Source organism: Streptomyces spororaveus (assembly GCF_016755875.1).
GTDB lineage: Bacteria > Actinomycetota > Actinomycetes > Streptomycetales > Streptomycetaceae > Streptomyces > Streptomyces spororaveus.
On sequence record NZ_BNED01000005.1, the window covers coordinates 3,198,086 to 3,221,795 of the forward strand.

A 23,710-nucleotide genomic window follows, 5' to 3' on the forward strand; every position below is an offset into this window, starting at 1 on the left:
CCCCTCAGCCCCGGGCCCGGAGCCGGTCGGTGCTGTCCTCGCTGGGCTGTACGACGACGATGCCCTGGCCGGAGAAGGCCATCTGGTAGGCCTCCCCGCTGCCCCGGCCGATCATCGACGAGGCCTTGAAGCTGCGCTTGCCCTTGACCTTGAGATTCGGCGACCAGGCGACGAGCGCGTCGGGGTCGACGTAGGTCTCGTCCTCGCCGCGGCCGCAGTCGACCACGATCGGGGTGCCCCGGGAGGTCAGGGCGACCCACCCGGTGCCGGCGACCTGCACGTTGAACAGGCCCTGGCCGGCGAACTTGGCGAGGCCCTTGACCCGCTCGACGCCCCACTGGAGGTGTGCGTCGAAGGCGAGCAGGTTGGTGCCGTTGACCGAGAGCGAGTCGTTGTTGAGGTTGATGACGACGACGTCGGCGCCGTAGTCGGCCAGGTAGAGCAGGCCGTCGCCGGTGCACTTCATCAGGGGTGCGCCTTCGCCGGTGATCCACTGCGAGGCCATCTGGCGGACGGCCGGCGGGTTCGGCTCGTACTGGACGAAGCCCTCGTAGGCGACCATCGAGCCGGTGCGGGCGAAGAGGTCCTGGCCGCTCTGCATGGCGACCTTGAGCATGGACCGGCCGTGGTTCTCCATGCGGGCCGTGACGGGGGTCGGGGCGAAGCCCGCGAGTTGCTGGTTCATTGCGTTCATGTCGGGCTCCCTCAGACCTCGTACGGCTGGACGACGATGAAATTGCCGGGAGCGCCGCGGAACTGGAGGTTCACGGTCTCCCCGCTGTGGCCGGGGTAGGCGTTGCGCCGCAGCCGGACCTGGCTGGAAATGATCACCTGTGAGGCGGAGGACCACGCGACGATGGCGTTGCTGTCCGCGAAGGTGGTCGGGGTGACGGGCAGGACCACCGGGACGCCGTGCGTCTTGACGATGACCGTGCCGGTGCCCTGGAACTGCATGGTGAACAGGGCGCCGCCGGGGATGCCGTGGCCCTCGATGCGGCGGACCTCGTGCTGGAGCGACTCGTCGAAGGCGAGGACGGCCTCGGCGGAGACGCAGATCCCGTCGCCCTGGAGCTCGATGGCGTGCAGGTGGGCGCCGTTCTCCGCGAGGAAGACCTGGCCGCGGCCGGTGCAGCGCATGAGCTGCATCTCCTGGCCGGTGGCGTTGCCGACGATGCGGCCGGCGAAGCCCGCGCCCTTGTAGCTGAAGTCGACCTTGCCCTGGTACAGGACCATGCTGCCCTGGCGGGCGAGGACGGCCTGGCCGCCCATCGACAGGTCGACGCGCATGAGCTGCTGGTTCTGCGGCGTCCAGCGGGCGCCGGTGGGCGCTTCCTTGTACGGCTGGAGCGCGGCAGCGAGTCCGGCGCCGGCAGCCGGGACGCCCTGTGGGGCGTAGCCGGGCTGCTGGCCCGGGAACTGGCCCGGGGGCTGGCCGGGGACCTGGCCGTAGCCCGGCTGCTGCCCGTAGGGCGCGGGAGCCGGGGCGGGCGGCGGGACCTGGCCCGGGTACTGGCCGGGGACCTGGCCGTACGAGGGCTGCGGCGGCTGCGGCGGCTGGCCGTACGGGGCGGGGGCCGGCGGGGCGAGCGGCGCGGCCATGGTGGGCGCGGCGTGCACGGGGGCCGGGGCCGCGGGCTGCTGGTACTGCGGCTGCGGGACGGCGCCGGGCGGAGGAACGGGCGCGCCGAAGGAGGGCGCGGGGGCCGGTGCCTGCGGGGCCTGCTGGACGGGAGCCGGGGCCGGGGCGCCAAAGGACGGGGCCGGGGCGGCCGCCTGCGGCGGCGGGGCGAACCCGGGCGAGGCGGCCGGGGCCTGCTGCGCCGGCTGGGCCTCCTCGGCGACCTCGCCGCCGAAGTTGCGCAGCAGGGCGTCGAGCCCGCCGTCGAAGCCCTGGCCGACGGCGGCGAAGCGCCACACGTCCTTCAGATAGAAGTCGCCGAGCATCACGGCCCGCTCGGTGGTGAACTCCGCACCGGTGAACGAGTACCGGACGACCTCTTCGCCGCCGGCCACGATCCGGATGTAGCCGGGTCCGATCTGCGACATCTGTCCGGCACCGTCGATGGTGGCGGTGAAGGACAGTTTGTGGATGGACGCCGGAACCCGGTCCAGGGTCACCCGGAAGGATTCGGTGTCGCCCGACTGCGCGCCGAGTTGCTGAATGGACTCTTCCGGCGACTTCGGCTGATTGAAGAAGACGAAGTAACGGTCGTCCGACAGCTGCTCGTTGGCGTCGAGGCCGAAACAGCTGATGTCGAAGGTGAGCCCCGATCCGGCGATCTGGACGCCTACGTACAGATCGGTGCCCGCCGTGAGATCACTGATCTTGGCCTTGTGGCCGCGTTGGAATTCCCTGGCCATACGTACGACCGTCCCCCATCCCGACTGTGAATGCGTGGCGCTCAGGCTAACGGCAATTGCCGACATCCGGCCAAGCCGGTACCGACCCGGTACAAAACCCTGCGTGCGGCAGGACGGGCGGCCGACGGGCCGCCGGGGGCATCGGCGGGCGGGCCGGCGGGCTCATTCCCCGCGGGCGGCGGGGACCTTCGGCAGGCGCTCGGCGGCGACCACGCCCTCCAGGTAGCCACGGGCCCGCTCGGTGCGCGGGTAGGCCTCCAGCAGCTCCCAGAAGCGGGGGCCGTGGCCGGGTACGAGGAGGTGGGCCAGCTCGTGCAGGAGCACGTAGTCGACGACGTACTCGGGCATCCCCTGGAGCCGGTGCGAGAGCCGGATGCTGCCTTCGGCGGGGGTGCAGGAGCCCCAGCGGGTGTTCTGGTTGGTGACCCAGCGGACCGTGCGGGGGCGGGCGCGGCCGTCGAAGTACTGCTCGGACAGCTGCGCGGCCCGCTCGGTGAGTTCCGCGTCCCCGAAGGTGCGCCTGCTCTCCTGGGCGGCCAGCTTGTCGAGCATGACCCCCACCCAGCGCTGCTCCTCCGCCTCGGACATCCGGGCAGGGATGAGCACGACCGTACGGTCACCCTCGCGATAGGCGGATACGGTCCTGCGGCGGCGCGCGCTCCGGCGGACTTCGACGGCACGCTGCGGTGGGTCGGCGGACACGGCACGACCGTACCCGGTCGCGGCGGCGGAAGTCCCGCCCGTCCGCGGTTCGAACACGAGGGATTCGCGGCCGATTTCCGGAACTCCATTTGCCTTCATCTCATATGCCTAATACCTCGCACCTGTGGACAAATTCCGGCACGGATTTCGGCGGGCGGGCACTGTTGCGGAAGAGCGGGAAACGGGCGGCGCGAGTGCGCGCGGGAAATCGGGGAGGACCTGACATGTATCCGAAGGTGAAGCCTGCGTTGGCGCGGGCCTGGCGTGATCTTCAGACGGTTCAGTTCGGGGTGACGCCCGCCCATGCGGTGGTGCTCGGCCCCGTCGACACGGCGACGGGCACGCTCATCGACCGGATCGACGGGACCAGGGGCATGGACCTGCCGCGGGCCGAGGCCTCGGGGATGGGACTGCCGGAGGGCCGGGCCGACGAGGTGGTCCGCACGCTGGCGGGGGCCGGTCTGCTCGACGACGCCACGGCCGGCGGACCCCGGGCGCAGGCCCTGCGCACGGACCCGGAGACCGTGGATCGGCTGGGGCCCGACCTGGGTTCGCTGTCCCTGGTCCACCGGGAGCCGGGCGGGGACTTACGGGGGATCGCCGCGCGCCGGGCGATACGGGTCCGGGTGCGCGGGAGCGGCCGGGTGGGGGCGGTGATCGCCGCGGTCCTGGCGGGAGCCGGGGTCGGCCTGGTCGAAGTGCTCGACGGGGGCCGGGTGGAGCCGGCGGACGTGGCGCCGGGCGGGCTGGACACCGCGAGCGTGGGCCGGCTGCGGGCCGAGTCCGCGGGCAGGCTGGTGCGCGAGTCGGCCCCGGGACGCGCCCCGCGGGCCGCGGAGCAGGAGGCGGCGGAGCCTGCGCTGGCCCTGGTGGTGGTCGCACCCCGGGACGGACTGCATGCCTGGGCCCCGGACCCGGACACCGCGGCCGACTGGGTGGCCGCGGGCATCCCCCACCTGTACGCGGGGGTGCTGGAGGGGACGGGGCTGGTGGGTCCGCTGGTACTGCCGGGGTCGACGGCCTGCGCCGGGTGCATGGAGCGCGACCGCGTGGACCGGGACGCGGCCTGGCCGAGGATGCTCGTGCAGTGGCGTTCGGCCCACCGCCGCCGCGCGGGTGCGGCCTGCGACCTGGGCCTGTCCACGGCGGTGGCCGGGCTGGCCGCGGCCCACGCGCTCGCCTTCCTCGACGGACAGCTGCCCGCCTCCACCGCCTCCCGCTGGGAGGCCGCCCTTCCCGCCCTGCACTGGGAGTCCAGCCCCGTCCGCCCGCATCCCGGCTGCCCTTGCGGGGCGGGCGGGGGCAGCGGATGAGGATCGGGCGGGTGGCGGCCGGGAGGGCCATGACAGGATGCTTCGAGGCTGTCGGGACGGCGGAGCCCTTCCTGAATCCGCCGTTCGCGGCGCAGCCGTCTGGGACATGGAGGGGCGTATGTCTGATCTTCCCCGGAAGGCGGTCACCCGTACCGTCAAACTGGCCGCGCTGCCGCTCGGCATGGCGGGCCGGGCGACGTGGGGGCTGGGCAAGCGGATCGGGGGCAAGTCCGCGGAGATCGTGGCGCGCGAGCTCCAACAGCGCACCGCCGAGCAGCTGTTCCGCACGCTCGGGGAGCTGAAGGGCGGTGCCATGAAGTTCGGGCAGGCCCTGTCGGTCTTCGAGTCGGCCCTGCCCGAGGAGGTCGCGGGGCCCTACCGGGCGGCGCTGACCAAGCTTCAGGAGGCGGCCCCGCCGCTGCCGGCGGGCACGGTGCACCAGGTGCTGACGGACCGTCTCGGCGCCGACTGGAGGGACCTGTTCGAGGAGTTCGAGGACAAGCCGGCCGCGGCCGCCTCGATCGGGCAGGTGCACCGGGCGGTGTGGCACGACGGCCGGGAGGTGGCCGTCAAGGTCCAGTACCCGGGGGCCGGTGAGGCGCTGCTGTCGGATCTGAAGCAGCTGGGCCGGTTCGCGGGGCTGCTGGGGCCGCTGATCCCGGGCATGGAGATCAAGCCGCTGATCAAGGAGTTGCGCGATCGCGTCGCGGAGGAGCTCGACTACGAGCTGGAGGCCGAGGCCCAGCGGACGCACGCGGACGCCTTCGTGGACGACCCGGACGTGGTCGTGCCGGACGTCGTCCACCAGGGCGACCAGGTGCTGGTGACCGAGTGGATGGAAGGGACCCCGCTGTCGGAGGTGATAGCCGACGGCACCCAGGAGGAACGGGATCGCGCCGGACAGCTGCTGGCCGGGTTCCTGTTCTCCGGACCCGCGCGCACGGGCCTGCTGCACGCGGACCCGCACCCGGGCAACTTCCGGCTGATACCGGGGGCGGACGGCCGGATGCGGCTGGGGGTCCTGGACTTCGGGACGGTCGACCGGCTGCCGGGGGGCTGGCCCAAGCCCATCGGCAGGTCGCTGCGGATGACGCTGGACGGTGACGCCGAGGGGGTCTACGGGCACCTGTGCGCCGAGGGGTTCGTGAAGGAGTCCGTCGAGCTCGACCCCGACGCGGTACTGGACTACCTGAAGCCGATCATCGAGCCCGCCGAGGCCGAGGAGTTCACCTTCACCCGGCCGTGGCTGCGCGGCCAGGCGGCGCGGATCGCCGATCCCCGCTCCCCCGCACACCAGTTGGGCCGGCAGATCAACCTGCCGCCCTCCTACCTGCTGATCCACCGGGTGACGCTGAGCACCATCGGGGTGCTGTGCCAGCTGGGCGCGACGGTACGGCTGCGGGACGAACTGGACACCTGGCTGCCCGGGTTCGCCTCCGCCGAGTGACGGCGTAGGCGCGTCACGGCGCAGGCGCGTCACGGCGCAGGCGCGTCACCACCAGGACGAGTCGAGCCTGCCCTCGATCGCCCGGAGGTTGGCGCGCGCGCAGTCCACGCAGAAGTACTGTCTGGTCCCGTTCTCCACCGAGCAGGTCCAGGTGGGTGGGATCTCGCCCGGGGGTTTCGCGCCGCAGCCCGTGCAGACGACGGGCTGGGCCTCGGATCCCGACGGGCCGGGGCGGGGAGTCGGCTGGTCCACCTCCGGACGATATCCCCGTCCGGGGCGGACCGGCGCGCGCAACGCACCGGGGGAAGGACCGTTGCCCCTCGGCCGGCTCAGACCAGGGTGATCGTCACGTCGATGGGGTGCGCGTTCGGCACCGACTCCAGGATGTCCTCGGAGCTCAGGGCCAGTTCGTCGTGGATGTCGATCCTCAGGGCGGAATGCGGACAGGCGTCGGCCCCCACCGCCCGGTGGTCCGGGTGATGGGGGCCGACGCCTGCTGTCTCTTCAGCGCTTAGTGCATGACGGCCATGGCCAGCGCGCGGCGGGCGCGCATGGAGACGCGCTCGGCACGCCGCTGCATGCGGCGGGCGGCGACCAGGCGCACGGCGTGACGCTCGGCGTCCACCTCGCGCATGCGGTCGTCCATATGGGCGCGAGCCAGGGCTTCTGGGATGAGTTGCATTTCGCGGGTCCTGTTCTGACGCGAGGTGATCGCGCCGGCGGTGATGAAGTCTGCGTGGGCGGCGCCGTGGGGCTGCTCGCTCGTGGTGTAGGAGGTCATGAGGGCCTGCTTCAAGGGGTCGTGCGTCAGGGGGCGGTCGATGGTTCCGATGGCGGTCATGCCGCGACAACCGGGTTCTTGCGCGGACGGCCACGGGGACGCTTGCGGGCGACGACGACACCCTGGACGAAGAGCTCGCCACCCCAGACACCCCAGGGCTCACGGCGCTCGATCGCACCGGCGAGGCAGGCCTCGACCAGCGGGCAGGTGCGGCAGAGGGACTTGGCGTACTCGACGTCGGCCGGGGACTCGGCGAAGAAGACCTCGGGGTCGAAGGTGCGGCAGGGGACGGGCACGCCGAGGTTCTCGATGGCGTCGTCGAGCGCGGTCAGCGCGGTGAGCGGGGTCAAGGTGTGGTCCTCCGGGACTGCGGGCGGGGAGATCAGTTGGGTCTGCGGTACGGACGGGGCGTGCGCTTCGAGTTGCACGGTGGTTTCTTCCTCGTCTTGTTCGGCTAGTCGTTCCGGCCGGTCGGCCGGGTTCGGCTGGGCTGTGCTCTCACACCGACTGGCCGGAGCCAGTCCCGAGACCCCTTCGCTCCGTCGCCCCCGGTCGGGGACAAACAGAAGGGCCGCGGATCCCGGGTGGGGTTCCGCGGCCCTGAAGGCGCCGGCCTGATCATGCGATCAGGCTGGATCACTCCAGGGTTCGAGCCCGCGGAAGGCCCACATCAGGTGGTGCTGCTGCTTCGTCTGCTTCTTCAGGGATCCGGCACCGGCTGCGGCAGCGAATCCATAGGCGCCATGCGTCTGCGCTTCTGCTGCCAGTACTGCCACCGGTGCCTGGGTCGGTCGCTCATTGCGCTCGCTGACCGGAAGGGTCGCCAGCAGGGCGGGGCGGTCGGCGGAAATCGCGGACACACCGGTACCCAGGATGGAGACGGAACCGAGCAGGCAGGAAGCGTCGACCGAGCGATCGGTCATTTTGGTGAAGGTCATGAAGCTGGTCACTGGTCTCGCCTCCTCTCGGCGTCTCGGGGACTCGGCCCGAGGGCCTGTCCCATGCGTATTCGGATAAGTACAGCACGGATCCTGGGCTTCGGAGAAGCCACCGTTTCCGTTGCTAAGAACCTATGGGTCTTCGCTGGGCATGTGCAAACTATTTTTCCGACGAGTTTCTACGCGTCGTCAGGATGCCCGGCCCCAACCTCTTGACCTGCGCAGATGGCCAGGACCTCGGCTCCGTACCGGTCAAGCTTACGGCCGCCCACTCCGGAGATCATCGAGAGCTCCCCCGCCTCGGACGGCGCGGCCTCCGCGATCGCCATCAGCGTCTTGTCGGTGAAGACGCAGTAGGCGGGCAGGCCTTGCAGCTTCGACTCGGCCGCGCGCCACTCCCTCAGCCGCTCGTAGAGGCCCTGGTCCATGTCGGACGGGCAGTCCTCACAGCGCATCAGCTTCAGCTCGCCGGCCTCGGTCAGGGTCCTGCCGCAGACCCGGCACAGCACCGGTCCCCGGCGCACGCGCTTGCGCGCCCCTCGCTCGGCCGTGGAGCCGGCTCCGGCGGCCCGGGCCCCGGAGCCCGGCCGCAGGCCGTTCAGGAAGCGGCTGGGGCGTCTGGAGGCCCGCCCGCCGGGAGCGCGGGAGACCGCCCAGGACAGGCCCAGGTGTATCCGCGCCCGCGTGACGCCGACGTAGAGCAGTCGCCGTTCCTCCTCGACCTGCTCGTCGGTCTTCGCGTAGGTGATCGGCATCATGCCGTCGGTGAGGCCGACGAGGAACACGGAGTCCCACTCCAGGCCCTTCGCCGCGTGCAGCGAGGCCAGGGTGACGCCCTGGACGGTCGGGGCGTGCTGGGCGGCCTTGCGCTCGTCCAGCTCGACCGTGAGGTCCGCGAGGGTGGCGCCGGGGCGGGCCCGGGCGAAGTCCTCGGCGAGCCGGACCAGCGCGGCCACCGATTCCCACTGGTCGCGCACGGCGCCGGAGCCGGCCGGCGGCTCGGTGCTCCAGCCGGTGGAGCTGAGCACCGCACGGACCTGGGAGCCCAGGTCCACGATGTCGTCGAGCAGCGGGTCGTTCCCGCCGGAGCGGGCGGCTCCGCGCAGCGCGAGGATCGCCTTCTGGACCTCCTGGCGCTCGAAGAACCGCTCGGCTCCGCGCAGCTGGTAGGGCACCCCGGCGTCGGCGAGGGCCTGCTCGTAGACCTCGGACTGGGCGTTGATGCGGTAGAGCACGGCGATCTCGCCCGCCGGGACTCCCGCGGCGATCAGGTCCCGGATCCGGTGGGCGACGCCCTCGGCCTCGGCCGGCTCGTCCGCGTACTCGGTGTGGACGGGGTCGGGGCCGCCCTCGCGCTGCGAGACCAGCTCCAGCCGGTGCTCGGCGGCCCGGCCCTTGGCCTGGTTCAGGAGGCCGTTGGCGAGGTGGACCACCTGGGGGGTGGAGCGGTAGTCGCGGACCAGCTTGACCACGGTGGCCTGCGGGTAGCGGGTGCGGAAGTTCAGCAGGTGGTCGGGGGTGGCGCCGGTGAAGGAGTAGATGGTCTGGCTGGCGTCACCGACGACGCAGAGGCTGTCGCGCTCGCCGAGCCACAGGTCCAGCAGCCGCTGCTGGAGCGGGCTGACGTCCTGGTACTCGTCGACGACGAAGTGCTGGTACTGGGTGCGGATCTGCTCGGCGATGTCGTGGCGGTCCTGGAGGATGCCGACGGTCAGGAGCAGCACGTCCTCGAAGTCGATCATGCCGCGGTCGCGCTTGAGCTGTTCGTACGTCCCGTAGATCTGGGCGATCTCGGCCAGGTCGCGGGGGGCCTCGCGGCCCGCCTTGAGGGCGGCCACCGGGTAGTCGGCGGGCACGGTCTGGGTGACCTTCGCCCATTCGATCTCGCCCGTGACGTCACGCAGCTCGTTGCGGTCGAGGCGGATGCGGCAGCGCGCGCCCGCCTCGGCGACGAACTGGATCTTCCGCTCCAGCAGGCGGGGCACCTCGCCGCCGACCGCCTTGGGCCAGAAGTACTGGAGCTGGCGCAGGGCGGCGGAGTGGAAGGTACGGGCCTGGACCCCGCCCGCGCCCAGGGTGCGCAGGCGTCCGCGCATCTCGCCCGCGGCGCGGTTGGTGAAGGTGACGGCCAGCACACTGGCCGGCATCAGCTGCCCGGACCGGACGCCGTAGGCGATGCGGTGGGTGATCGCGCGGGTCTTGCCGGTGCCGGCGCCCGCCAGCACGCACACCGGCCCGCGCAGGGTCGTCGCGACCTCGCGCTGCTCCGGGTCGAGGCCCAGGAGCACCGCGTCGGCCGAGTCGGCTGAGTCCGGGCCACCCGGGAACGATGAGGAGTGCGTTGCTGATGTCACCCCGCCATGCTGCCAGGTCCCGTGAGCCGGACGGGAAAATTGTCCACAGGCGGAACGAATCAGTCGTATCAGTCACACCGGGTGCGTGGGGCCGACCGTACGGGAATGGCCGCCGGGTCCCGTACGTTCGAGTACTCGGACCACCGAGCCCTCACGAAGGAGAGCGCAGCATGCAGGACACGGGCACCGTCACGATGTACAGCACGACCTGGTGCGGCTACTGCCGTCGGCTGAAGACCCAGCTGGACCGGGAAGGCATCGCGTACAACGAGATCAACATCGAGCTCGACCCGGAGTCCGCCGCGTTCGTGGAGAAGGCCAACGGCGGCAACCAGACGGTTCCCACCGTGCTCGTGAAGTCCGCCGGGGGCAGCGAGTCCGTCATGACCAACCCGAGCCTGGCCCAGGTCAAGCAGGCCCTCGCCGTCTGATCGGACGCGAGGACCGGGCGAGACCCGAGCACAGCGGAGGGCCCCCGCCGAGGCGGGGGCCCTCCGCTGTGTCACGGGGCGGGGAAGTGACGAAGGTTACGCGGCGGCCTTCGGCAGCGGCTCGCCGTACCAGAGCTCGACCAGCCGGGCGGCGATGGAGATCCCCGACGGGGGCAGCACCTCGCCCGACGCGAACGCCGCGCGCAGCTCCTCGCGGGAGAACCAGCGGGCCTCCTCGATCTCCTCGCCGTCCACCGTGATCTCCGAGGTGGTGGCGCGGGCCGTGAAGCCCAGCATCAGGCTGTACGGGAAGGGCCACGGCTGGCTGGCCACGTACTCGACCTCGCCGACGCGGACGCCCGCCTCCTCCCACACCTCGCGGACGACGGACTGCTCTATCGACTCGCCCGGCTCCACGAACCCCGCCAGCGTGGAGAAGCGGCCCTCCGGCCAGTGCACCTGGCGGCCGAGCAGCGCACGGTCGTGCTCGTCCGTGACCAGCATGATCACGGCCGGGTCGGTGCGCGGGTAGTGCTCGGCGCCGCAGCCCGGGCAGCGGCGGATGTGCCCGGCGGCCGCGACCACGGTGCGCTCGCCGCAGCGCGAGCAGAAGCGGTGCATCCGCTGCCAGTTCTCCAGCGCGACCGCGTGCACCATCAGCCCGGCGTCGCGCGGGGACAGCAGCAGTCCGGCCTCGCGCAGGCCGGCCGGACGGGCCGACTGGTCCATGCGGCCCGGCAACGCGTCCTTCTGCAGCGCGAAGTACCGTACGCCGTCCTCGTCGGTGCCCAGGAAGTAGCGGTGGGTCTCGGTGACCGGGGCCTCGAAGGCCGGGGTCATCACGATGCCCGTACCGCCGTCGGGGGTGTCGTCGATCAGGACCTGGCCGCCGGACACGACGAAGACACGGGTCGTCGGGTGGCTCCAGGCCGCGGCCAGCCACGCCTCGTCGAGGCGGTGGTGCGCGGCGCGGTCGATCCCGCTGGGCGCGGCGAGCGAGAGAGGGCGCTCGGTCAGAGGGCGCTCGGTATGGGTGCTCACAGGTACTTCCAACTCCCCCGGTGGGTGGGACAGGCAGGCTCGGTACGGCGGGTGTGTGCGTCGGGTGTCAGGCGGTGGTCCGGTGGTGGGCGGCCAGGTCCCCCCAGAGGTAGGCGGTCGTCTCGACGCCCTTGAGCAGCAGGTCCAGCTCGACCTTCTCGTTCGGTGCGTGCCAGCCGTCGGACGGTACCGAGATGCCGAGGAAGAGGACGGGTGCGTCCAGGACGTCCTGGAGGTCCGCCGCGGGGCCGGATCCGCCCTCCCGCGTGAAGCGGATCTTCTGGCCGAAGGCGCGGCCCATGGAGCGGACGACCGACTGCAGGGCCGGGTGGTCCAGCGGGGTCAGGCACGGGCGGGTCGGTGCTCCGAAGGTGATGGAATGGCGGATCCCGTCCGGGACCGCGGCCGCGACCCAGTCCCTGACGGCCGCCTCGACCTCGTAGGGGTCCTGCCCGGACACCAGGCGGAACGAGAGCTTCAGGTGGGCGGAGGCGGGCACGATGGTCTTGCCGCCGGGGCCCTGGTAGCCGCCGCCGATGCCGTTGACCTCGGCCGTGGGGCGGGCCCAGACGCGTTCCAGGGTGGAGTACCCGGCCTCGCCCGCGGCCGCGTGGGACTTGGCCGTACGCAGCCACTCGGACTCGTCGAAGGGCAGCTCGGCGATGAGCGCGCGCTCCGCGTCGGTGAGCTCGGCGATGTTGTCGTAGAAGCCGGGGATCGTGACCCGGCCGTCGGCGTCGTGCAGGGCGGCGACCAGCCGGGCGGCGGCGGTGGCCGGGTTGGGCACGGCCCCGCCGAAGGCGCCGGAGTGGATGTCCTGGTCCGGGCCGTGGAAGTCGATCTCGCAGTCGGCTACGCCGCGCATGCCGGTGCAGACGGTGGGGGTGGTCTCGGACCACATGCCGGTGTCGGAGACGATCACGACGTCCGCGGCGAGCTCGGCGGCACGGTCCTCGACGAGGGCCCGGAAGTTCGGGGAGCCGGACTCCTCCTCGCCCTCGATGAGGAGCTTGAGGTGCACGGCGGGCGCGGCCGCGCCGGTGGCCGCCAGGTGGGCCCGTACCCCGAGGGTGTGGAAGAAGACCTGCCCCTTGTCGTCGGCGGCGCCCCGCGCGTACATGCGGCCGCCCTGGACCACCGGCTCGAACGGGTCGGTGTGCCAGCCGTCGGCGACGGCGGCGGGCTGTACGTCGTGGTGCCCGTAGACGAGGACGGTCGGGGCGTGCGGGTCCTCGCTCGGCCAGTGCGCGAAGACGGCGGGCGCGCCGGGGGTCTCCCAGACCTCGGCGACCGGGAAGCCGGTCTCCTTGAGCTTGGCCGCGAGCCATTCGGCGCTGCGGCGTACGTCGTCCGCGTGCTCGGGCTGGGCCGAGACGGAGGGGATGCGCAGCCACTCGGCGAGGTCGTCGAGGAAGGCGGCGCGGTGGGTGTCGATGTACGTGCGGACGACGCTGTCCGGCGGGGTGTCGCTCATGCCCACGAGCCTAGCCGTCCGCCTGATGGTCACCGTCCGGGTCCGGTTCGCCTTGGAGGATCCGCTCAAGGCGGGCGCGGTCCGGGAGGTTCCGGGGGCGGATCACGCGGCCGCTGCGGACGTGCAGGAAGGCGGCGGAGACCCGGTCGAGCGGGGTGTTCGTGGCCTCGGCCCAGGCCACGCGGTAGACGGCGAGCTGGAGGGGATCGGCCTCGGTGGTCCGGCCGGTCTTCCAGTCGACGATCTCGTACGAACCGTCCGCGTTGCGGTAGACGGCGTCGATCCGGCCGCGGACGACCCGGCCGGCGAGGGTGAGCTGGACCGGGGCCTCCATGCGGTGGGGGGGCCGGTCCGCGTACGGGCTGCGCTCGAAGGCGGCCTTGAGGGAGTCGAGGTCGGCCTCGTCGGCGATCTCCTGGTCGGAGCCGGCGCCGGGGAGGTCCGCGACGGGGTCGAGGACGTCGAGGAACGGCAGCGGCAGCTCGTCGAAACGGGACTCGACCCAGGCGTGGAAGCGGGTGCCCTGGCGGGCGGCGGGCTGCGGGGGCCGCGGCATGGGGCGGGCGACGTCGCGTACGAAGCCCTGCTCGTCGGCGGCGAGCCGGAGCAGCTGGCTGGCGGACAGGGCGGAGGGCAGCTCGACGTCCCGGACGGCCGCGCGGGCACGGCGGAGCTCGCCTTCGAGGGCGTCGAGGTCGCGGTCCCAGGAGGCGACCGTGCGGGCCTCTTCGCCTCCGGCGGGGATGCCGGGGGCGGCCGCCCCCGGGCGCGGGGCCCGCGCGACCGCGGCTGCGGGCGGGGCCCCGGCCCATGCCTCGGCCGCCCAGGGGTCGTCGAAGTCCGGCCCGGCGGGGTGCCGGGCCGGGCCCGCCCAGGCTTCGCCGGACCAGAGGTCGTCGGGCTCCGGCTCGGCGCCGTCGGCCCGGACCGGAACGCCGGACGCGGAACGCCCGGTGCCATCGGCGGGGGCCACGGGCTCGGGGGCCCAAGGGGCGTCGGCCGGCGGGTCCGGTTCCCAGGGGTCTTCGGACGGCCACGGCTCCTCGCAGTCCGGGGGCCAGAGGTAGGCCTCGTCCTCCGGCGGGGGCGGGGCCGCGAGGTAGGACTCGACCAGGGCGGCCGCCGCGCGGCGCAGGGTGAGGGAGTACGGGTCGAGCGGCAGGGGCCAGGAGTGGTCCGCGGCGGACTCGCCGGACAGCGCCGGGTTCTCGGCGGCGGGGTCGGGCTCGTCCGCCCAGGCCTCGATCTCGCCGAAACCGGCCACGCAGTGCTCGTACAGCGCGCGCAGGAACGACGACGGGCCCCGGCGCTTCTTCTGGCTCGGGCCCCACCAGTGGCCGGAGGCCAGCAGCAGGGAGCGCGGCCGGGTGAAGGTCACGTAGCCGAGGCGGAGCTCCTCCACCGACTTGTGGTCCTTGAGCGCGGCCTTGAAGGCCTTCAGGCCCGCCGAGGTCCAGGCCGGGTCCCCGGGCAGGGTGGGGGCGTCGCCGCGCAGCGCGTACGGGAGCACCTTCGCGTACGAGGTCCAGGCCTCCGGCGGCTTCTCCTTCGGGAAGGCGCCCGCGCACAGGTCCGGGACCACCACCACGTCCCACTCCAGGCCCTTGGACTTGTGGGCGGTGAGCACCTTGACGGTGTTCTCGCCGCCGGGCAGCGCGTGGTCGAGGCCCTTCTCGTACTGGGCGGCCGTGCGCAGGAACGCCAGGAAGGCCAGCAGCGTGGCCTCGCCGTCCAGGGCGGCGAATCCGGCGGCCACGTCCATGAAGTTCGACAGCGTCTCGCGGCGGCGGGCCGCCAGCGCGTGCGGGGAGGCCGACAGCTCGACCTCCAGGCCGGTGGCGCTCAGCACCCGGTGCAGGACGTCCATCAGCGGGTCGGCGAGGGAGCGCCGCAGGTCGCGCAGTTCCTGGGCGAGGTGCGCGAAGCGGACCCGGGCCTCCGCCGAGAAGGGCAGGTCGTCCGGTGCCTGTCCGGCGCCGTCGAGGAAGGTCTCCAGGGCGTCGGCCAGCGACACGATCTCCGCCGGGTCCACGCCCTCCACGGCGGCCGCGAGCCGTTCGTCCGGGTCGGAACCGGCGGGCGCGCGGCCCACCAGCAGCCGTGCCCGGCGGCCCAGCAGGGCCAGGTCGCGCGCGCCGATCCGCCAGCGCGGGCCGATCAGGAGCCGGACGAGGGAGGCATTGGCGCCGGGGTCCTGGAGGACCTCGCAGACGGCGACGAGGTCGGCGACCTCGGGCAGGTGCAGCAGCCCGGAGAGGCCGACGACCTCCACCGGCACGTCCCGGTCCACCAGCACGGCCTGGATCTGCGCGAAGTCCCCGGCGGACCGGCACAGTACGGCGATCTCGCGCGGCTCCGTCCCGGTGCGGACCAGGTGGGCGACGGAGTCGGCGAGCCAGTCGAGCTCCTGCGCGTGGGTCTCCAGCAGGGCGCAGCGGACCTGTCCGGCGGCCTCCGCGCCCGGCGCCGGGCGCAGGGCCTCCACGCCCTCGTGCATGGCGCGCAGCGGCGCGGCGAGGCCGTTGGCCAGGTCGAGCAGGCGGCCGCCGCTGCGCCGGTTCTCGCTGAGGGAGAGCCGGGTGGCGGGGCTGCCGTCGGCGTGCGGGAAGTGCTCGGGGAAGTCGTCGAGGTTGGCGACGGAGGCGCCGCGCCAGCCGTAGATCGCCTGGCAGGGGTCGCCGACGGCGGTCACGGCGTGGCCGGAGCCCGCGCCGAAGAGGCCGGACAGGAGCAGCCGCTGGGCGACGGAGGTGTCCTGGTACTCGTCGAGCAGCACCACCCGGAACTCCTCGCGCAGCAGTGCCCCCACCTCGGGCCGGGTGGTGGCGAGCCGCGCCGAGAGGGCTATCTGGTCGCTGAAGTCGAAGAGGTCGCGGGAGCGTTTGGCGGCGCGGTAGCGGACGACCAGTTCCAGCAGTTCGAGGCGGCCGCGCACGGCCTCCGGGACCTTGCGGAGGTCCTCGTTGGTGAGCTTGGTGCCGGAGAGGGTGTCCAGCAGGCCGGTGTCGTGGGCGCGCAGGGCGTCCGGGTCGACCAGGTGCTCGGAGAGCTCGGCGTCGAGCGCGAGGAGATCGCCGACCAGGTCGGGGACCGACTTGGTGAGCGAGGGGTACGGGCCGGGGGCCTCCCGCAGCACCTTCGCGGCGAGCTGGAAGCGGGTGGCGTCGGCGAGCAGCCGGGAGCTGGGCTCCAGGCCGATGCGCAGGCCGTGGTCCTTCAGGAGCTGCCCGGCGAAGGCGTGGTAGGTGGAGATGCGGGGCTCGCCGCCGACCGCGTCCGCGTCGGCCGGGGAGGGGTCCGGGTCGGTGATCCCGGCCCGCGCCAGGGCCGTGCGTACGCGCTCGGACAGTTCACCGGCGGCCTTGTTGGTGAAGGTCAGGCCGAGCACCTGCTCGGGGGCCACCGCCCCGGTGCCGACGAGCCAGACGACACGGGCGGCCATGACGGTGGTCTTGCCGGATCCGGCACCCGCGACGACGACCTGCGGGGCGGGCGGGGCGGTGACACAGGCCATCTGCTCGGGCGTGAAGGGGATCCCGAGGAGCTCCTTGAGCTGCTCGGGGTCGGAGAGGGCGGGCGGACGCGCGGGCACGTAAAAAGGCTAGCCGCCCCCACCGACAGCCCCGACCGCACCGGCCCACCGCCCTGGCCGACCGCACCGGCCGCCGGGCTCACTCGACGGTCTGGCGGCCCTCCGGGCGGGCGCTGCACGAGCTGCGGAAGGTGCAGTGGTCGCAGTGGCGGCCGGCGGCGGGCGCGAACCGTTCGTCCAGGACCCGGCCCGCGGCGGTGGCCAGCAGGTCTCCGACCCACTCCCCGTCGAGGGGCTGCTGGGCCTGGACCTTGGGGACGGCGTCGCCGCCCTCGCGCTGCGCGGCGCCCTGGCGGAGCTGGACGAGCTCGGCGCCGCCGGGCGCGGGGCGCAGGCCGTCGAAGACCTCGTCGACGGCGCCTTCGCGCACGGCGAGCTGGTAGACGGCGAGCTGGGGGTGGCGGGCGACCTCGTCCTTGGTGGGCGCGGACTTCCCGGTCTTGAAGTCGACGACGTACGCGCGCCCCTGCGGGTCCGCCTCGACCCGGTCCATGGAACCGCGGATGCGGACGGCGACCTCGCCGGCCTCGAGGGTGACGTCGAACTCGTGCTCCGTGGCCACGGCCTCGCGGCCCCCGCGGTCCGTGGTGTGCCAGCGCAGGAAGCGCTCCAGGGCGGCGCGGGCGTTGTCCTTCTCCTGGCGGGACTTCCAGGGGGCGTCGAAGGCGAGGGCGTCCCACACCGAGTCGAGGCGTTCCATGAGGACGGCCAGGTCGGCGGGGGTACGGCCGGAGGCGACCTCGTCGGCGAGGACGTGGACGACGTTGCCGAAGCCCTGGGCGGCGGTGGAAGGGGTGTCGGCCTTGACCTCGCGGCCGAGGAACCACTGGAGGGAGCAGGTGTTGGCGAGCTGCTCCAGGGCGCTGCCGGACAGCGCGACGGGCCGGTCCCGGTCGCGGAGCGGGACGCTGCTGCGGGTGGGCTCGTACAGGCCCCACCAGCGCTGCGGGTGCGCGGCGGGGACGAGCGGGCGGTCCTCGTCGTCGGTGAGCGCGGCGAGGCGGGCGAGGCGGCGGGCGGCCGCGTCGCGCAGGGCGGGTGAGGCGTCGGGGTCGACGGTGGTGGCGCGCAGCTCGGCGACGAGCGCGGCGACGGCGAGGGGGCGGCGGGGGCGGCCGGTGACGTCGCGCGGGGGGACGCCGAGCTCGGTGAGGAAGCGGGAGGGCTGGTCGCCGTCGTCGGCGGGGGCCTTGACGGCGGTGACGACGAGGCGGTCGCGGGCGCGGGTGGCGGCGACGTAGAAGAGCCGGCGCTCCTCGGCGAGCAGGGCGCCGGGGGTGAGGGGTTCGGCGAGGCCGTCGAGGCCGATGCGGTCGGCCTCCAGGAGGGAGCCGCGGCGCCGGAGGTCGGGCCACAGGCCCTCCTGGACACCGGCGACGACGACGAGGGACCACTCCAGTCCCTTGGAGCGGTGGGCGGTCATCAGCCGGACGGCGTCGGAGCGGGTGGCGCGGGCCGTCAACGTGTCGGCGGCGATGTCCTCCGCCTCCAGTTGTTCGAGGAAGTTGAGCGCGCCGCTGCCGCCGGTGCGGTCCTCGGCGCGGGCGGCGGTGTCGAAGAGGGCGCAGACGGCGTCGAGGTCGCGGTCGGCGTTGCGGCCGGCCGCGCCGCCGCGGCGGGCGCTGCGCTCCAGGCGCTGCGGCCAGGGCGTGCCGTCCCAGAGGACCCAGAGGGCCTCCTCGGCGGTGCCGCCGCCCTGGAGCAGCTCACGGGCCTTGCGCAGGAGCAGGCCGAGGCGTTGCGCGCCGCGGGCGTAGGCGGGGTCGTGCGCGGTGAGCCGTTCCGGCTCGGCGAGGGCGCGGGCGAGCAGTACGTCGGAGGGCGCGGGCACCTTGACGCCCGCGGCGCGCTCCTCGTCGCGCAGGGCGCGGCCGAGACGGCGCAGGTCGGCGGCGTCCATCCCGCCGAGGGGGGAGGCGAGCAGGGTGACGGCGGCCTCGACGCCGACGCCTCCGGCCGCCTCGCCTCCGGCGGGGTCGGCCGGGCTCGCGGGGTCGGGACCCGGGCCGGCTTCGACGGCGTCGGGCTCGCCTCCGGCGCGGTCACCGGCGCCCGGCTCGGCCTGTCCCTGCGGGTCGGCCGGGACCGGGTCGGCCGGTCCCTGCTCGGCCGTGTCGGCCTGGTCCCGCGGGCCGGGCTCGGCGGCCGGCGACGCGTCGGCGGACCCGGTCGTCGGGGCCTCGGCCGCGTCGGCAGAGCTCGCCTCGTCGGCAGGAACCGGGGCGGCGGGGTCGGCGGCGGGGTCGGCGGCGGCCTCGGGGCTCGGCTCCGCGGCGGCGTCGGCCGCGGCATCGGCCCGCGCCTCGGCGACGGCCGGGGCCGGGGCCGGTTCGTGTTCGGCCGAGGTGGCCGAGACGCGCAGGGCCGTCAGGAGGGGGGAGACCGCCGGTTCGTGGCGCAGGGGGGTGTCCGCGCCGTCCGTTTCGACCGGGACTCCCGCCGAGATCAGGGCGCGGCGCATCGCCGGGAGGGTGCGGCCTCCCGCGCGGACCAGGACGGCCATGTCCTGCCAGGGCACCCCGTCCTCCAGGTGGGCCCGGCGCAGGATGTCGGCGATGTTGTCCAGCTCGGCGCCCGCCGTCGGGTACGTGAAGACCTCCACCCGCCCGCCCTCCCGCACCGGCGCGAGGTTCCGGTGGGCGCGCACCGCCTCGGCCGGCAGGCGCGGGACCGGCATCCGGGTGGTGAGCAGCCGGGTGGCCGCCAGGAGGGCCGCGCCCGAGCGGCGGCCGACGGTGAGGGCCTTGACCCGCGCGCCGGGGAAGGCCGACCCGAAGTCCAGGGTGTTGTTGATGTCGGCGCCGCGGAAGGCGTAGATCGACTGGTCGGGGTCGCCGAAGGCGACCAGGGTGCCGCCCGGGCCGGTCAGGGCGCGCAGCAGCCTCAGCTGCGAGGCGTCCGTGTCCTGGTACTCGTCGACGAAGATCGCGTCGTAGGCGGAGGCGAGGGACGGCGTGCGCTCCGCGAGGAGCACCGCCCGGTGCAGGAGTTCCGCGTAGTCCAGCGTGCCCTGGATGTCCAGGACGTCCAGGTACTCGGAGAGGAAGGCCGCGGCGGCCTTCCAGTCCGGGCGGCCGATGCGTTCGGCGAACGAGGAGAGGGCCGCCGGGCCCAGGCCCAGCTCGCGGGCGCGCGCCAGGACCGCACGGACCTCGTCGGCGAAGCCGCGTGTGGTCAGCGCGGCCCGCAGGTCGTCCGGCCAGCGGATGGAGCGGATCCGGCGCTGGCCCTCCAGGAGGGTGCGGACCATCACGTCCTGCTCGGGGCCGGACAGCAGCCGCAGCGGGTCGGCGAAGAGGTCGGTGTCCTGGTGGGCGCGGACGAGTCCGTAGCAGAAGGAGTGGAAGGTGGTGGCCTGCGGAGCACGTGCGCCGCCGAGGCGCAGGGCGGCCCGGTCGCGCAGTTCCACCGCCGCCTTGCGGCTGAAGGTCAGGATGAGGATCCGGGCGGGGTCGGTGCCCGCTTCCACCCGCTGGGCGACGGCTTCGACCAGCGTGGTCGTCTTCCCGGTGCCCGGTCCGGCGAGGACCAGCAGCGGTCCGCCGGTGTGCTCAACCACCGCCCGCTGGGCTGCGTCCAGCTCAGGGGGATCCACCCGTTCCGGCCCGGTGCGCACGAGGCGGTACGCGTCGGGGGTCCGCGTATGCCGTCGCTCGGTGCGGTCGGAGGAAGAGGTGATCACGTGGGGTGCCGGTCCTGGTGCGTCTGCGGAGTGTGGCGGTGCTGCCGTGACGGCTCGCGCGGTGTCCGTCGCGGAAGCCGAAGAGGCAACGCTACGGCAACCGGCCGACGCCGCGCAGTCCCCCCGGGTACGCCGGACGGACGTTCGGGCCGTCGTCCGATCGCCCGTCCGGGCCGCGCATGGCCGAAGCTGTCAGATGTGAGCCTCGTCGCGTGTGCCGTCCTGTCCGCCATCCGGTCCGGGGGACCCGTCCCAGCGCGCCCGGCGCATGTCCAGCCGCGGCTCGCCGCCCGCCGTCAGGCGCAGCGGGGTGGCCTCGGTCCGGTAGTGCTCCAGGGCGCGGAGCTCGTGGCCGGGCAGGGGCAGGCCGTCCGCGCGGACCACGCGCCACCAGGGCACGGCTCCCCCGTACAGGGCCATGACACGCCCGACCTGGCGCGGTCCTCCCTCGCCGAGCCACTCGGCGACGTCGCCGTATGTCATCACCCGGCCGGGCGGAATACGCTCGGCCACCTCCAGTACCCGCTCCGCGTACGCGGGCAGCTCCTCACTCATTCAGCACATGGTGCAGCACGTCGGCCGCGCTCGGGCGGAAGTCTCGCTTCCGCACCGGCTCGCACCCTGATGCCCCGCCGGCGGGTCGGTCCGTGCCACCATCTTCCGGGCGGTGACTGGTGATACGTGATCAAGAAGAGACGGATGTGACGACGAAGGAGCAGGGTGTGAGCCCTCCGGACGGCGCGGCGACCGACGACGGCGCACGCCCTGACGACGGCCGCGCCGCCCGCCCCGAACCCGTCCCCGAGCCCCGTCCGGAGCCCCCGCGCCCCGACGGCCGGACCGACCGGAACGGCGAGGCCAGGGCCAGGGCCAAGACCACGAAGGCGAAGGCCAAGGCGAAGGCGGCCGAAGGCGGAGCCGGGACCGAGGCCGGTGCCGGGACCGAGGCCGGGGCCGAGGGCCCGCACGGCCACGCCGCCACGGACGCCGACCGGGTCGAGGTCGACGAACCGCTGCTCGCCGCCCGCGTGCACCGGCCGTCCGACCTCGTACGCCTGCTCGTCGGCATCCTCGGCATCGCCGTCCTCCTCGCCATCGCCGCCTTCGCCCACGGCACCACCGTGGGTCTGGAGGAGGACATCAGCAAGGGCACCGGACAGGCACCCGCCCTGCTGATCAAGGTCGCCGCACTGGTGTCCAGCATCGCGGTGCTGCTGCTGCCCGTCGCCTTCGCCATCGAACGGCTGATCAAACGCGACGGGCTGCGCATCGCCGACGGCGTGCTCGCCGCCGTCCTCGCGCACGGCGTCACCCTCGCCACCGACCTGTGGGTCTCACAGGCCGCCCCCGAAACCATCCAGGACGCCCTCACCCGCCCCGCGGCCGGCGGCACCCTCACCGATCCGGTGCACGGCTACCTCGCGCCCGTGATCGCGTACATGACCGCGGTCGGCATGACCCGCAGGCCCCACTGGCGCGTTGCCCTCTGGATGGTCCTGCTGCTCAACGCCTTCGCCATGCTGGTGAACGGCTACACCACCCCCTTCTCGATCATCCTCACCGTGCTGATCGGCTGGAGCGTCGCCTACGGCACCCTCTACGCCGTCGGCTCGCCCAACGTGCGCCCCACCGGGCAGCACCTCCTCGCCGGACTCCGCCGGGTCGGCTTCCAGCCGGTCAGCGCGATGCGCGCCGAGATGCCCGAGGGCCCCGAGCCCTCCGAGGCCAACGACCGCGGGCGGCGCTACCACGTGACCCTGGAGGACGGGCCGCCGCTCGACGTCACGATCGTCGACCGCGAGCAGCAGGCCCACGGCTTCTTCTACCGGGTCTGGCGCCGGCTCACCCTGCGGGGCATCACCACCGGGCGCAGCCTCCAGTCGCTGCGCCAGGCGCTGGAGCAGGAGGCGCTCCTCGCGTACGCGGCCATCGCGGCCGGGGCGAACGCGCCGAAGCTGATCGCCACGTCCGAGCTCGGTCCGGACGCCGTGATGCTCGTGTACGAACACCTGGACGTCCGGGCCCTCGACGCGCTCGCCGACGAGGAGATCACCGACGAGCTGATCCACCACACGTGGGAGCAGGTACGGGCCCTCCAGTCGCGGCGGATCGCCCACCGGCGGCTGACCGGGGACGCCCTCGTGGTGGATCGTTCCGGCAATGTCATCCTCACCGACCTGCGCGGCGGTGAGATCGCGGCGGGTGACCTGGTGCTCCGGATGGACATCGCCCAGCTGCTGACCACGCTCGGCCTGCGGGTCGGTGCGGAGCGCGCGGTGGCCTCGGCCGTGTCGGTGCTCGGCCCGGACGCGGTGGCGGACTGCCTGCCGCTGCTCCAGCCGATCGCGCTGAGCCGGTCCACCCGGGCGACGCTGCGCAAGCTGGCCCGGGAGCGGGCGGAGCGGCAGCGGGAGGCCGTACTGGAGTCCTCGCGGGCGGCGAAGGCGGCGCGCGAGGCGGAGTCCGCGGCCTCCTCGACCCCGGTCTCCGCCTCGGCGGCCGCCGACCGCAAGGCCGAGAAGAAGGCCCTGGAGGACGCCCTGGACGGGGCCCGCGAGGAGGATCTGCTGACCCAGATCCGCCACCAGGTGCTGCTGATCCGCCCGCAGGCGCCGGTGGAGCCGGCCCGGCTGGAGCGGATCCGGCCGCGGACGCTCGTCTCGTTCATCGCGGGCGCCTTCGGTTTGTACTTCCTGCTCACGCAGCTCGCCCACGTGGACTTCGCGACGATCATCGCCGAGGCGGAGTGGGGCTGGGTCGGGGCGGCGCTCGCCTTCTCGGCACTGACCTACTTCGCGGCGGCGATGAGCCTGCTGGGCTTCGTTCCGGAGCGGGTGCCGTTCCTGCGGACCGTGATCGCGCAGGTGGCCGGGTCGTTCGTGAAGCTGGTGGCCCCGGCGGCCGTCGGCGGTGTCGCGCTGAACACCCGGTTCCTCCAGCGGGCGGGGGTCCGGCCGGGGCTGGCGGTCGCGAGCGTGGGCGCCTCCCAGCTGTTCGGGCTGGCCAGCCACATCGTGCTGCTGCTGTCCTTCGGCTATCTGACCGGGACCGAGAAGACGCCGGAGATGACCCCGTCCCGAGCCGTCATCGCGGGTCTGCTGACGGTGGCCGTACTGGTCCTGGTGGTGACGGCCGTCCCGTTCCTGCGGAAGTTCGTGGTGACCCGGGTACGGGCGCTGTTCGCGGGCGTGGTGCCGCGCATGCTGGACGTGCTCCAGCGGCCGAAGAAGCTGCTGACCGGCATCGGCGGGATGCTGCTGCTGACCGGCTGCTTCGTGATGTGCCTGGACGCGTCGATCCGCGCCTTCGGGGGCGGCGAGGCCATCAGCTACGCGAGCATCGCCGTGGTGTTCCTGGCGGGCAACGCGCTGGGCTCGGCGGCTCCGACGCCGGGCGGTATGGGCGCGGTGGAGACCACCCTGACCCTCGGTCTGATCGCGGCGGGGCTGGAGAAGGAGGTCGCCTTCTCGGCGGTCCTGCTGTTCCGCCTGATGACCTTCTGGCTGCCGGTGCTGCCGGGGTGGATCTCGTTCAACTTCCTGACCCGCAAGGAAGCCATCTAGCCTCCTGCCCGGCTGTCGGAGGCGGGTGGCA

The 23,710-nt window shown here is 73.6% G+C and carries 18 protein-coding genes; 4 read left to right on the forward strand and 14 right to left on the reverse strand.

Annotation, left to right across the window (positions count from 1 at the left end):
- Positions 1-4: 4 nt before the first annotated feature.
- The 3 genes from Sspor_RS16500 to Sspor_RS16510 all read right to left on the reverse strand — a co-directional run bounded on the left by Sspor_RS16500 (position 5) and on the right by Sspor_RS16510 (position 3,162).
- A complete protein-coding gene (locus Sspor_RS16500) occupies positions 5-685 on the reverse strand; it encodes an AIM24 family protein (RefSeq protein WP_202203691.1) in 681 nt (226 codons plus the stop codon).
- Between the two features lie 20 nt (positions 686-705).
- Positions 706-2,361 (reverse strand): TerD family protein, encoded by a 1,656-nt coding sequence (locus Sspor_RS16505; RefSeq protein ID WP_202199821.1) that lies wholly within the window; start codon positions 2,359-2,361, stop codon positions 706-708.
- A 162-nt stretch (positions 2,362-2,523) separates the two neighbouring features.
- The gene (locus tag Sspor_RS16510) at positions 2,524-3,162 is read right to left on the reverse strand and encodes a M48 metallopeptidase family protein (protein ID WP_372499732.1); all 639 of its coding nucleotides are present in this window, start codon (positions 3,160-3,162) and stop codon (positions 2,524-2,526) included.
- A 125-nt stretch (positions 3,163-3,287) separates the two neighbouring features.
- Here Sspor_RS16510 and Sspor_RS16515 point away from each other — a divergent pair, with 125 nt between their 5' ends.
- Together Sspor_RS16515 and Sspor_RS16520 are read left to right on the forward strand one after the other, a co-directional pair.
- Positions 3,288-4,376, forward strand: coding sequence for a ThiF family adenylyltransferase (locus Sspor_RS16515; protein WP_202199823.1), 1,089 nt, complete (start codon positions 3,288-3,290; stop codon positions 4,374-4,376).
- A gap of 118 nt (positions 4,377-4,494) precedes the next feature.
- Entirely contained in the window at positions 4,495-5,823 is a 1,329-nt protein-coding gene (locus Sspor_RS16520) for an ABC1 kinase family protein (RefSeq protein ID WP_202199824.1), read from the forward strand.
- A 45-nt stretch (positions 5,824-5,868) separates the two neighbouring features.
- Here Sspor_RS16520 and Sspor_RS16525 read toward each other — a convergent pair whose 3' ends face one another.
- From Sspor_RS16525 to Sspor_RS16545, 6 genes are all read right to left on the reverse strand, one after another.
- On the reverse strand, positions 5,869-6,075 hold the full coding sequence (locus Sspor_RS16525; RefSeq protein ID WP_202199825.1) for a hypothetical protein: 207 nt from the start codon (positions 6,073-6,075) through the stop codon (positions 5,869-5,871).
- Positions 6,076-6,152: 77 nt separating this feature from the next.
- Positions 6,153-6,284 (reverse strand): hypothetical protein, encoded by a 132-nt coding sequence (locus Sspor_RS41115; RefSeq protein WP_266817070.1) that lies wholly within the window; start codon positions 6,282-6,284, stop codon positions 6,153-6,155.
- Between the two features lie 50 nt (positions 6,285-6,334).
- Positions 6,335-6,664 (reverse strand): putative WhiB-interacting protein, encoded by a 330-nt coding sequence (locus tag Sspor_RS16530; protein WP_202199826.1) that lies wholly within the window; start codon positions 6,662-6,664, stop codon positions 6,335-6,337.
- The gene (locus Sspor_RS16535) at positions 6,661-7,032 is read right to left on the reverse strand and encodes a WhiB family transcriptional regulator (protein ID WP_202199827.1); all 372 of its coding nucleotides are present in this window, start codon (positions 7,030-7,032) and stop codon (positions 6,661-6,663) included. Before Sspor_RS16535 ends, Sspor_RS16530 begins: the two co-directional genes overlap by 4 nt.
- Positions 7,033-7,230: 198 nt before the next feature.
- Positions 7,231-7,542, reverse strand: coding sequence for a hypothetical protein (locus Sspor_RS16540; protein ID WP_030385924.1), 312 nt, complete (start codon positions 7,540-7,542; stop codon positions 7,231-7,233).
- 179 nt (positions 7,543-7,721) lie between these two features.
- Positions 7,722-9,956, reverse strand: a complete 2,235-nt coding sequence (locus tag Sspor_RS16545) for an ATP-dependent DNA helicase UvrD2 (RefSeq protein WP_372499834.1) — start codon at positions 9,954-9,956, stop codon at positions 7,722-7,724.
- A 110-nt stretch (positions 9,957-10,066) separates the two neighbouring features.
- Between Sspor_RS16545 and Sspor_RS16550 the strand changes: the two genes are divergently transcribed.
- The gene (locus Sspor_RS16550) at positions 10,067-10,327 is read left to right on the forward strand and encodes a mycoredoxin (RefSeq protein ID WP_150259120.1); all 261 of its coding nucleotides are present in this window, start codon (positions 10,067-10,069) and stop codon (positions 10,325-10,327) included.
- Between the two features lie 96 nt (positions 10,328-10,423).
- On the opposite strand, the gene nudC is transcribed toward Sspor_RS16550, so the two are convergent.
- From nudC to Sspor_RS16575, 5 genes are all read right to left on the reverse strand, one after another.
- Positions 10,424-11,380 (reverse strand): NAD(+) diphosphatase, encoded by a 957-nt coding sequence (gene nudC, locus Sspor_RS16555; RefSeq protein ID WP_202199829.1) that lies wholly within the window; start codon positions 11,378-11,380, stop codon positions 10,424-10,426.
- A 55-nt stretch (positions 11,381-11,435) separates the two neighbouring features.
- The gene (locus tag Sspor_RS16560; RefSeq protein WP_202199830.1) at positions 11,436-12,842 is read right to left on the reverse strand and encodes a dipeptidase; all 1,407 of its coding nucleotides are present in this window, start codon (positions 12,840-12,842) and stop codon (positions 11,436-11,438) included.
- Between the two features lie 10 nt (positions 12,843-12,852).
- Positions 12,853-16,434, reverse strand: a complete 3,582-nt coding sequence (locus tag Sspor_RS16565; RefSeq protein WP_237403887.1) for an ATP-dependent helicase — start codon at positions 16,432-16,434, stop codon at positions 12,853-12,855.
- Positions 16,435-16,513: 79 nt separating this feature from the next.
- Positions 16,514-20,113: an ATP-dependent helicase gene (locus Sspor_RS16570; RefSeq protein WP_373318905.1), complete on the reverse strand. Its 3,600-nt coding sequence runs from the start codon at positions 20,111-20,113 to the stop codon at positions 16,514-16,516.
- A gap of 195 nt (positions 20,114-20,308) precedes the next feature.
- Positions 20,309-20,671: an MGMT family protein gene (locus Sspor_RS16575; RefSeq protein WP_202199832.1), complete on the reverse strand. Its 363-nt coding sequence runs from the start codon at positions 20,669-20,671 to the stop codon at positions 20,309-20,311.
- Between the two features lie 167 nt (positions 20,672-20,838).
- Here Sspor_RS16575 and Sspor_RS16580 point away from each other — a divergent pair, with 167 nt between their 5' ends.
- Entirely contained in the window at positions 20,839-23,679 is a 2,841-nt protein-coding gene (locus Sspor_RS16580; RefSeq protein WP_373318785.1) for a lysylphosphatidylglycerol synthase transmembrane domain-containing protein, read from the forward strand.
- The last annotated feature ends 31 nt before the right edge of the window (positions 23,680-23,710 follow it).

Bases quoted from the DNA above. Each gene is read 5' to 3' on its own strand.
- Sspor_RS16530 (WP_202199826.1), bottom strand. From the start codon at position 6,664: ATGACCGCCATCGGAACCATCGACCGCCCCCTGACGCACGACCCCTTG.
- Sspor_RS16575 (WP_202199832.1), bottom strand. From the start codon at position 20,671: ATGAGTGAGGAGCTGCCCGCGTACGCGGAGCGGGTACTGGAGGTGGCC.
- Sspor_RS16560 (WP_202199830.1), bottom strand. From the start codon at position 12,842: ATGAGCGACACCCCGCCGGACAGCGTCGTCCGCACGTACATCGACACC.
- Sspor_RS16500 (WP_202203691.1), bottom strand. From the start codon at position 685: ATGAACCAGCAACTCGCGGGCTTCGCCCCGACCCCCGTCACGGCCCGC.
- Sspor_RS16515 (WP_202199823.1), top strand. From the start codon at position 3,288: ATGTATCCGAAGGTGAAGCCTGCGTTGGCGCGGGCCTGGCGTGATCTT.
- Sspor_RS16505 (WP_202199821.1), bottom strand. From the start codon at position 2,361: ATGGCCAGGGAATTCCAACGCGGCCACAAGGCCAAGATCAGTGATCTC.
- Sspor_RS16520 (WP_202199824.1), top strand. From the start codon at position 4,495: ATGTCTGATCTTCCCCGGAAGGCGGTCACCCGTACCGTCAAACTGGCC.
- Sspor_RS16550 (WP_150259120.1), top strand. From the start codon at position 10,067: ATGCAGGACACGGGCACCGTCACGATGTACAGCACGACCTGGTGCGGC.
- Sspor_RS16510 (WP_372499732.1), bottom strand. From the start codon at position 3,162: ATGAAGGCAAATGGAGTTCCGGAAATCGGCCGCGAATCCCTCGTGTTC.
- Sspor_RS16540 (WP_030385924.1), bottom strand. From the start codon at position 7,542: ATGACCTTCACCAAAATGACCGATCGCTCGGTCGACGCTTCCTGCCTG.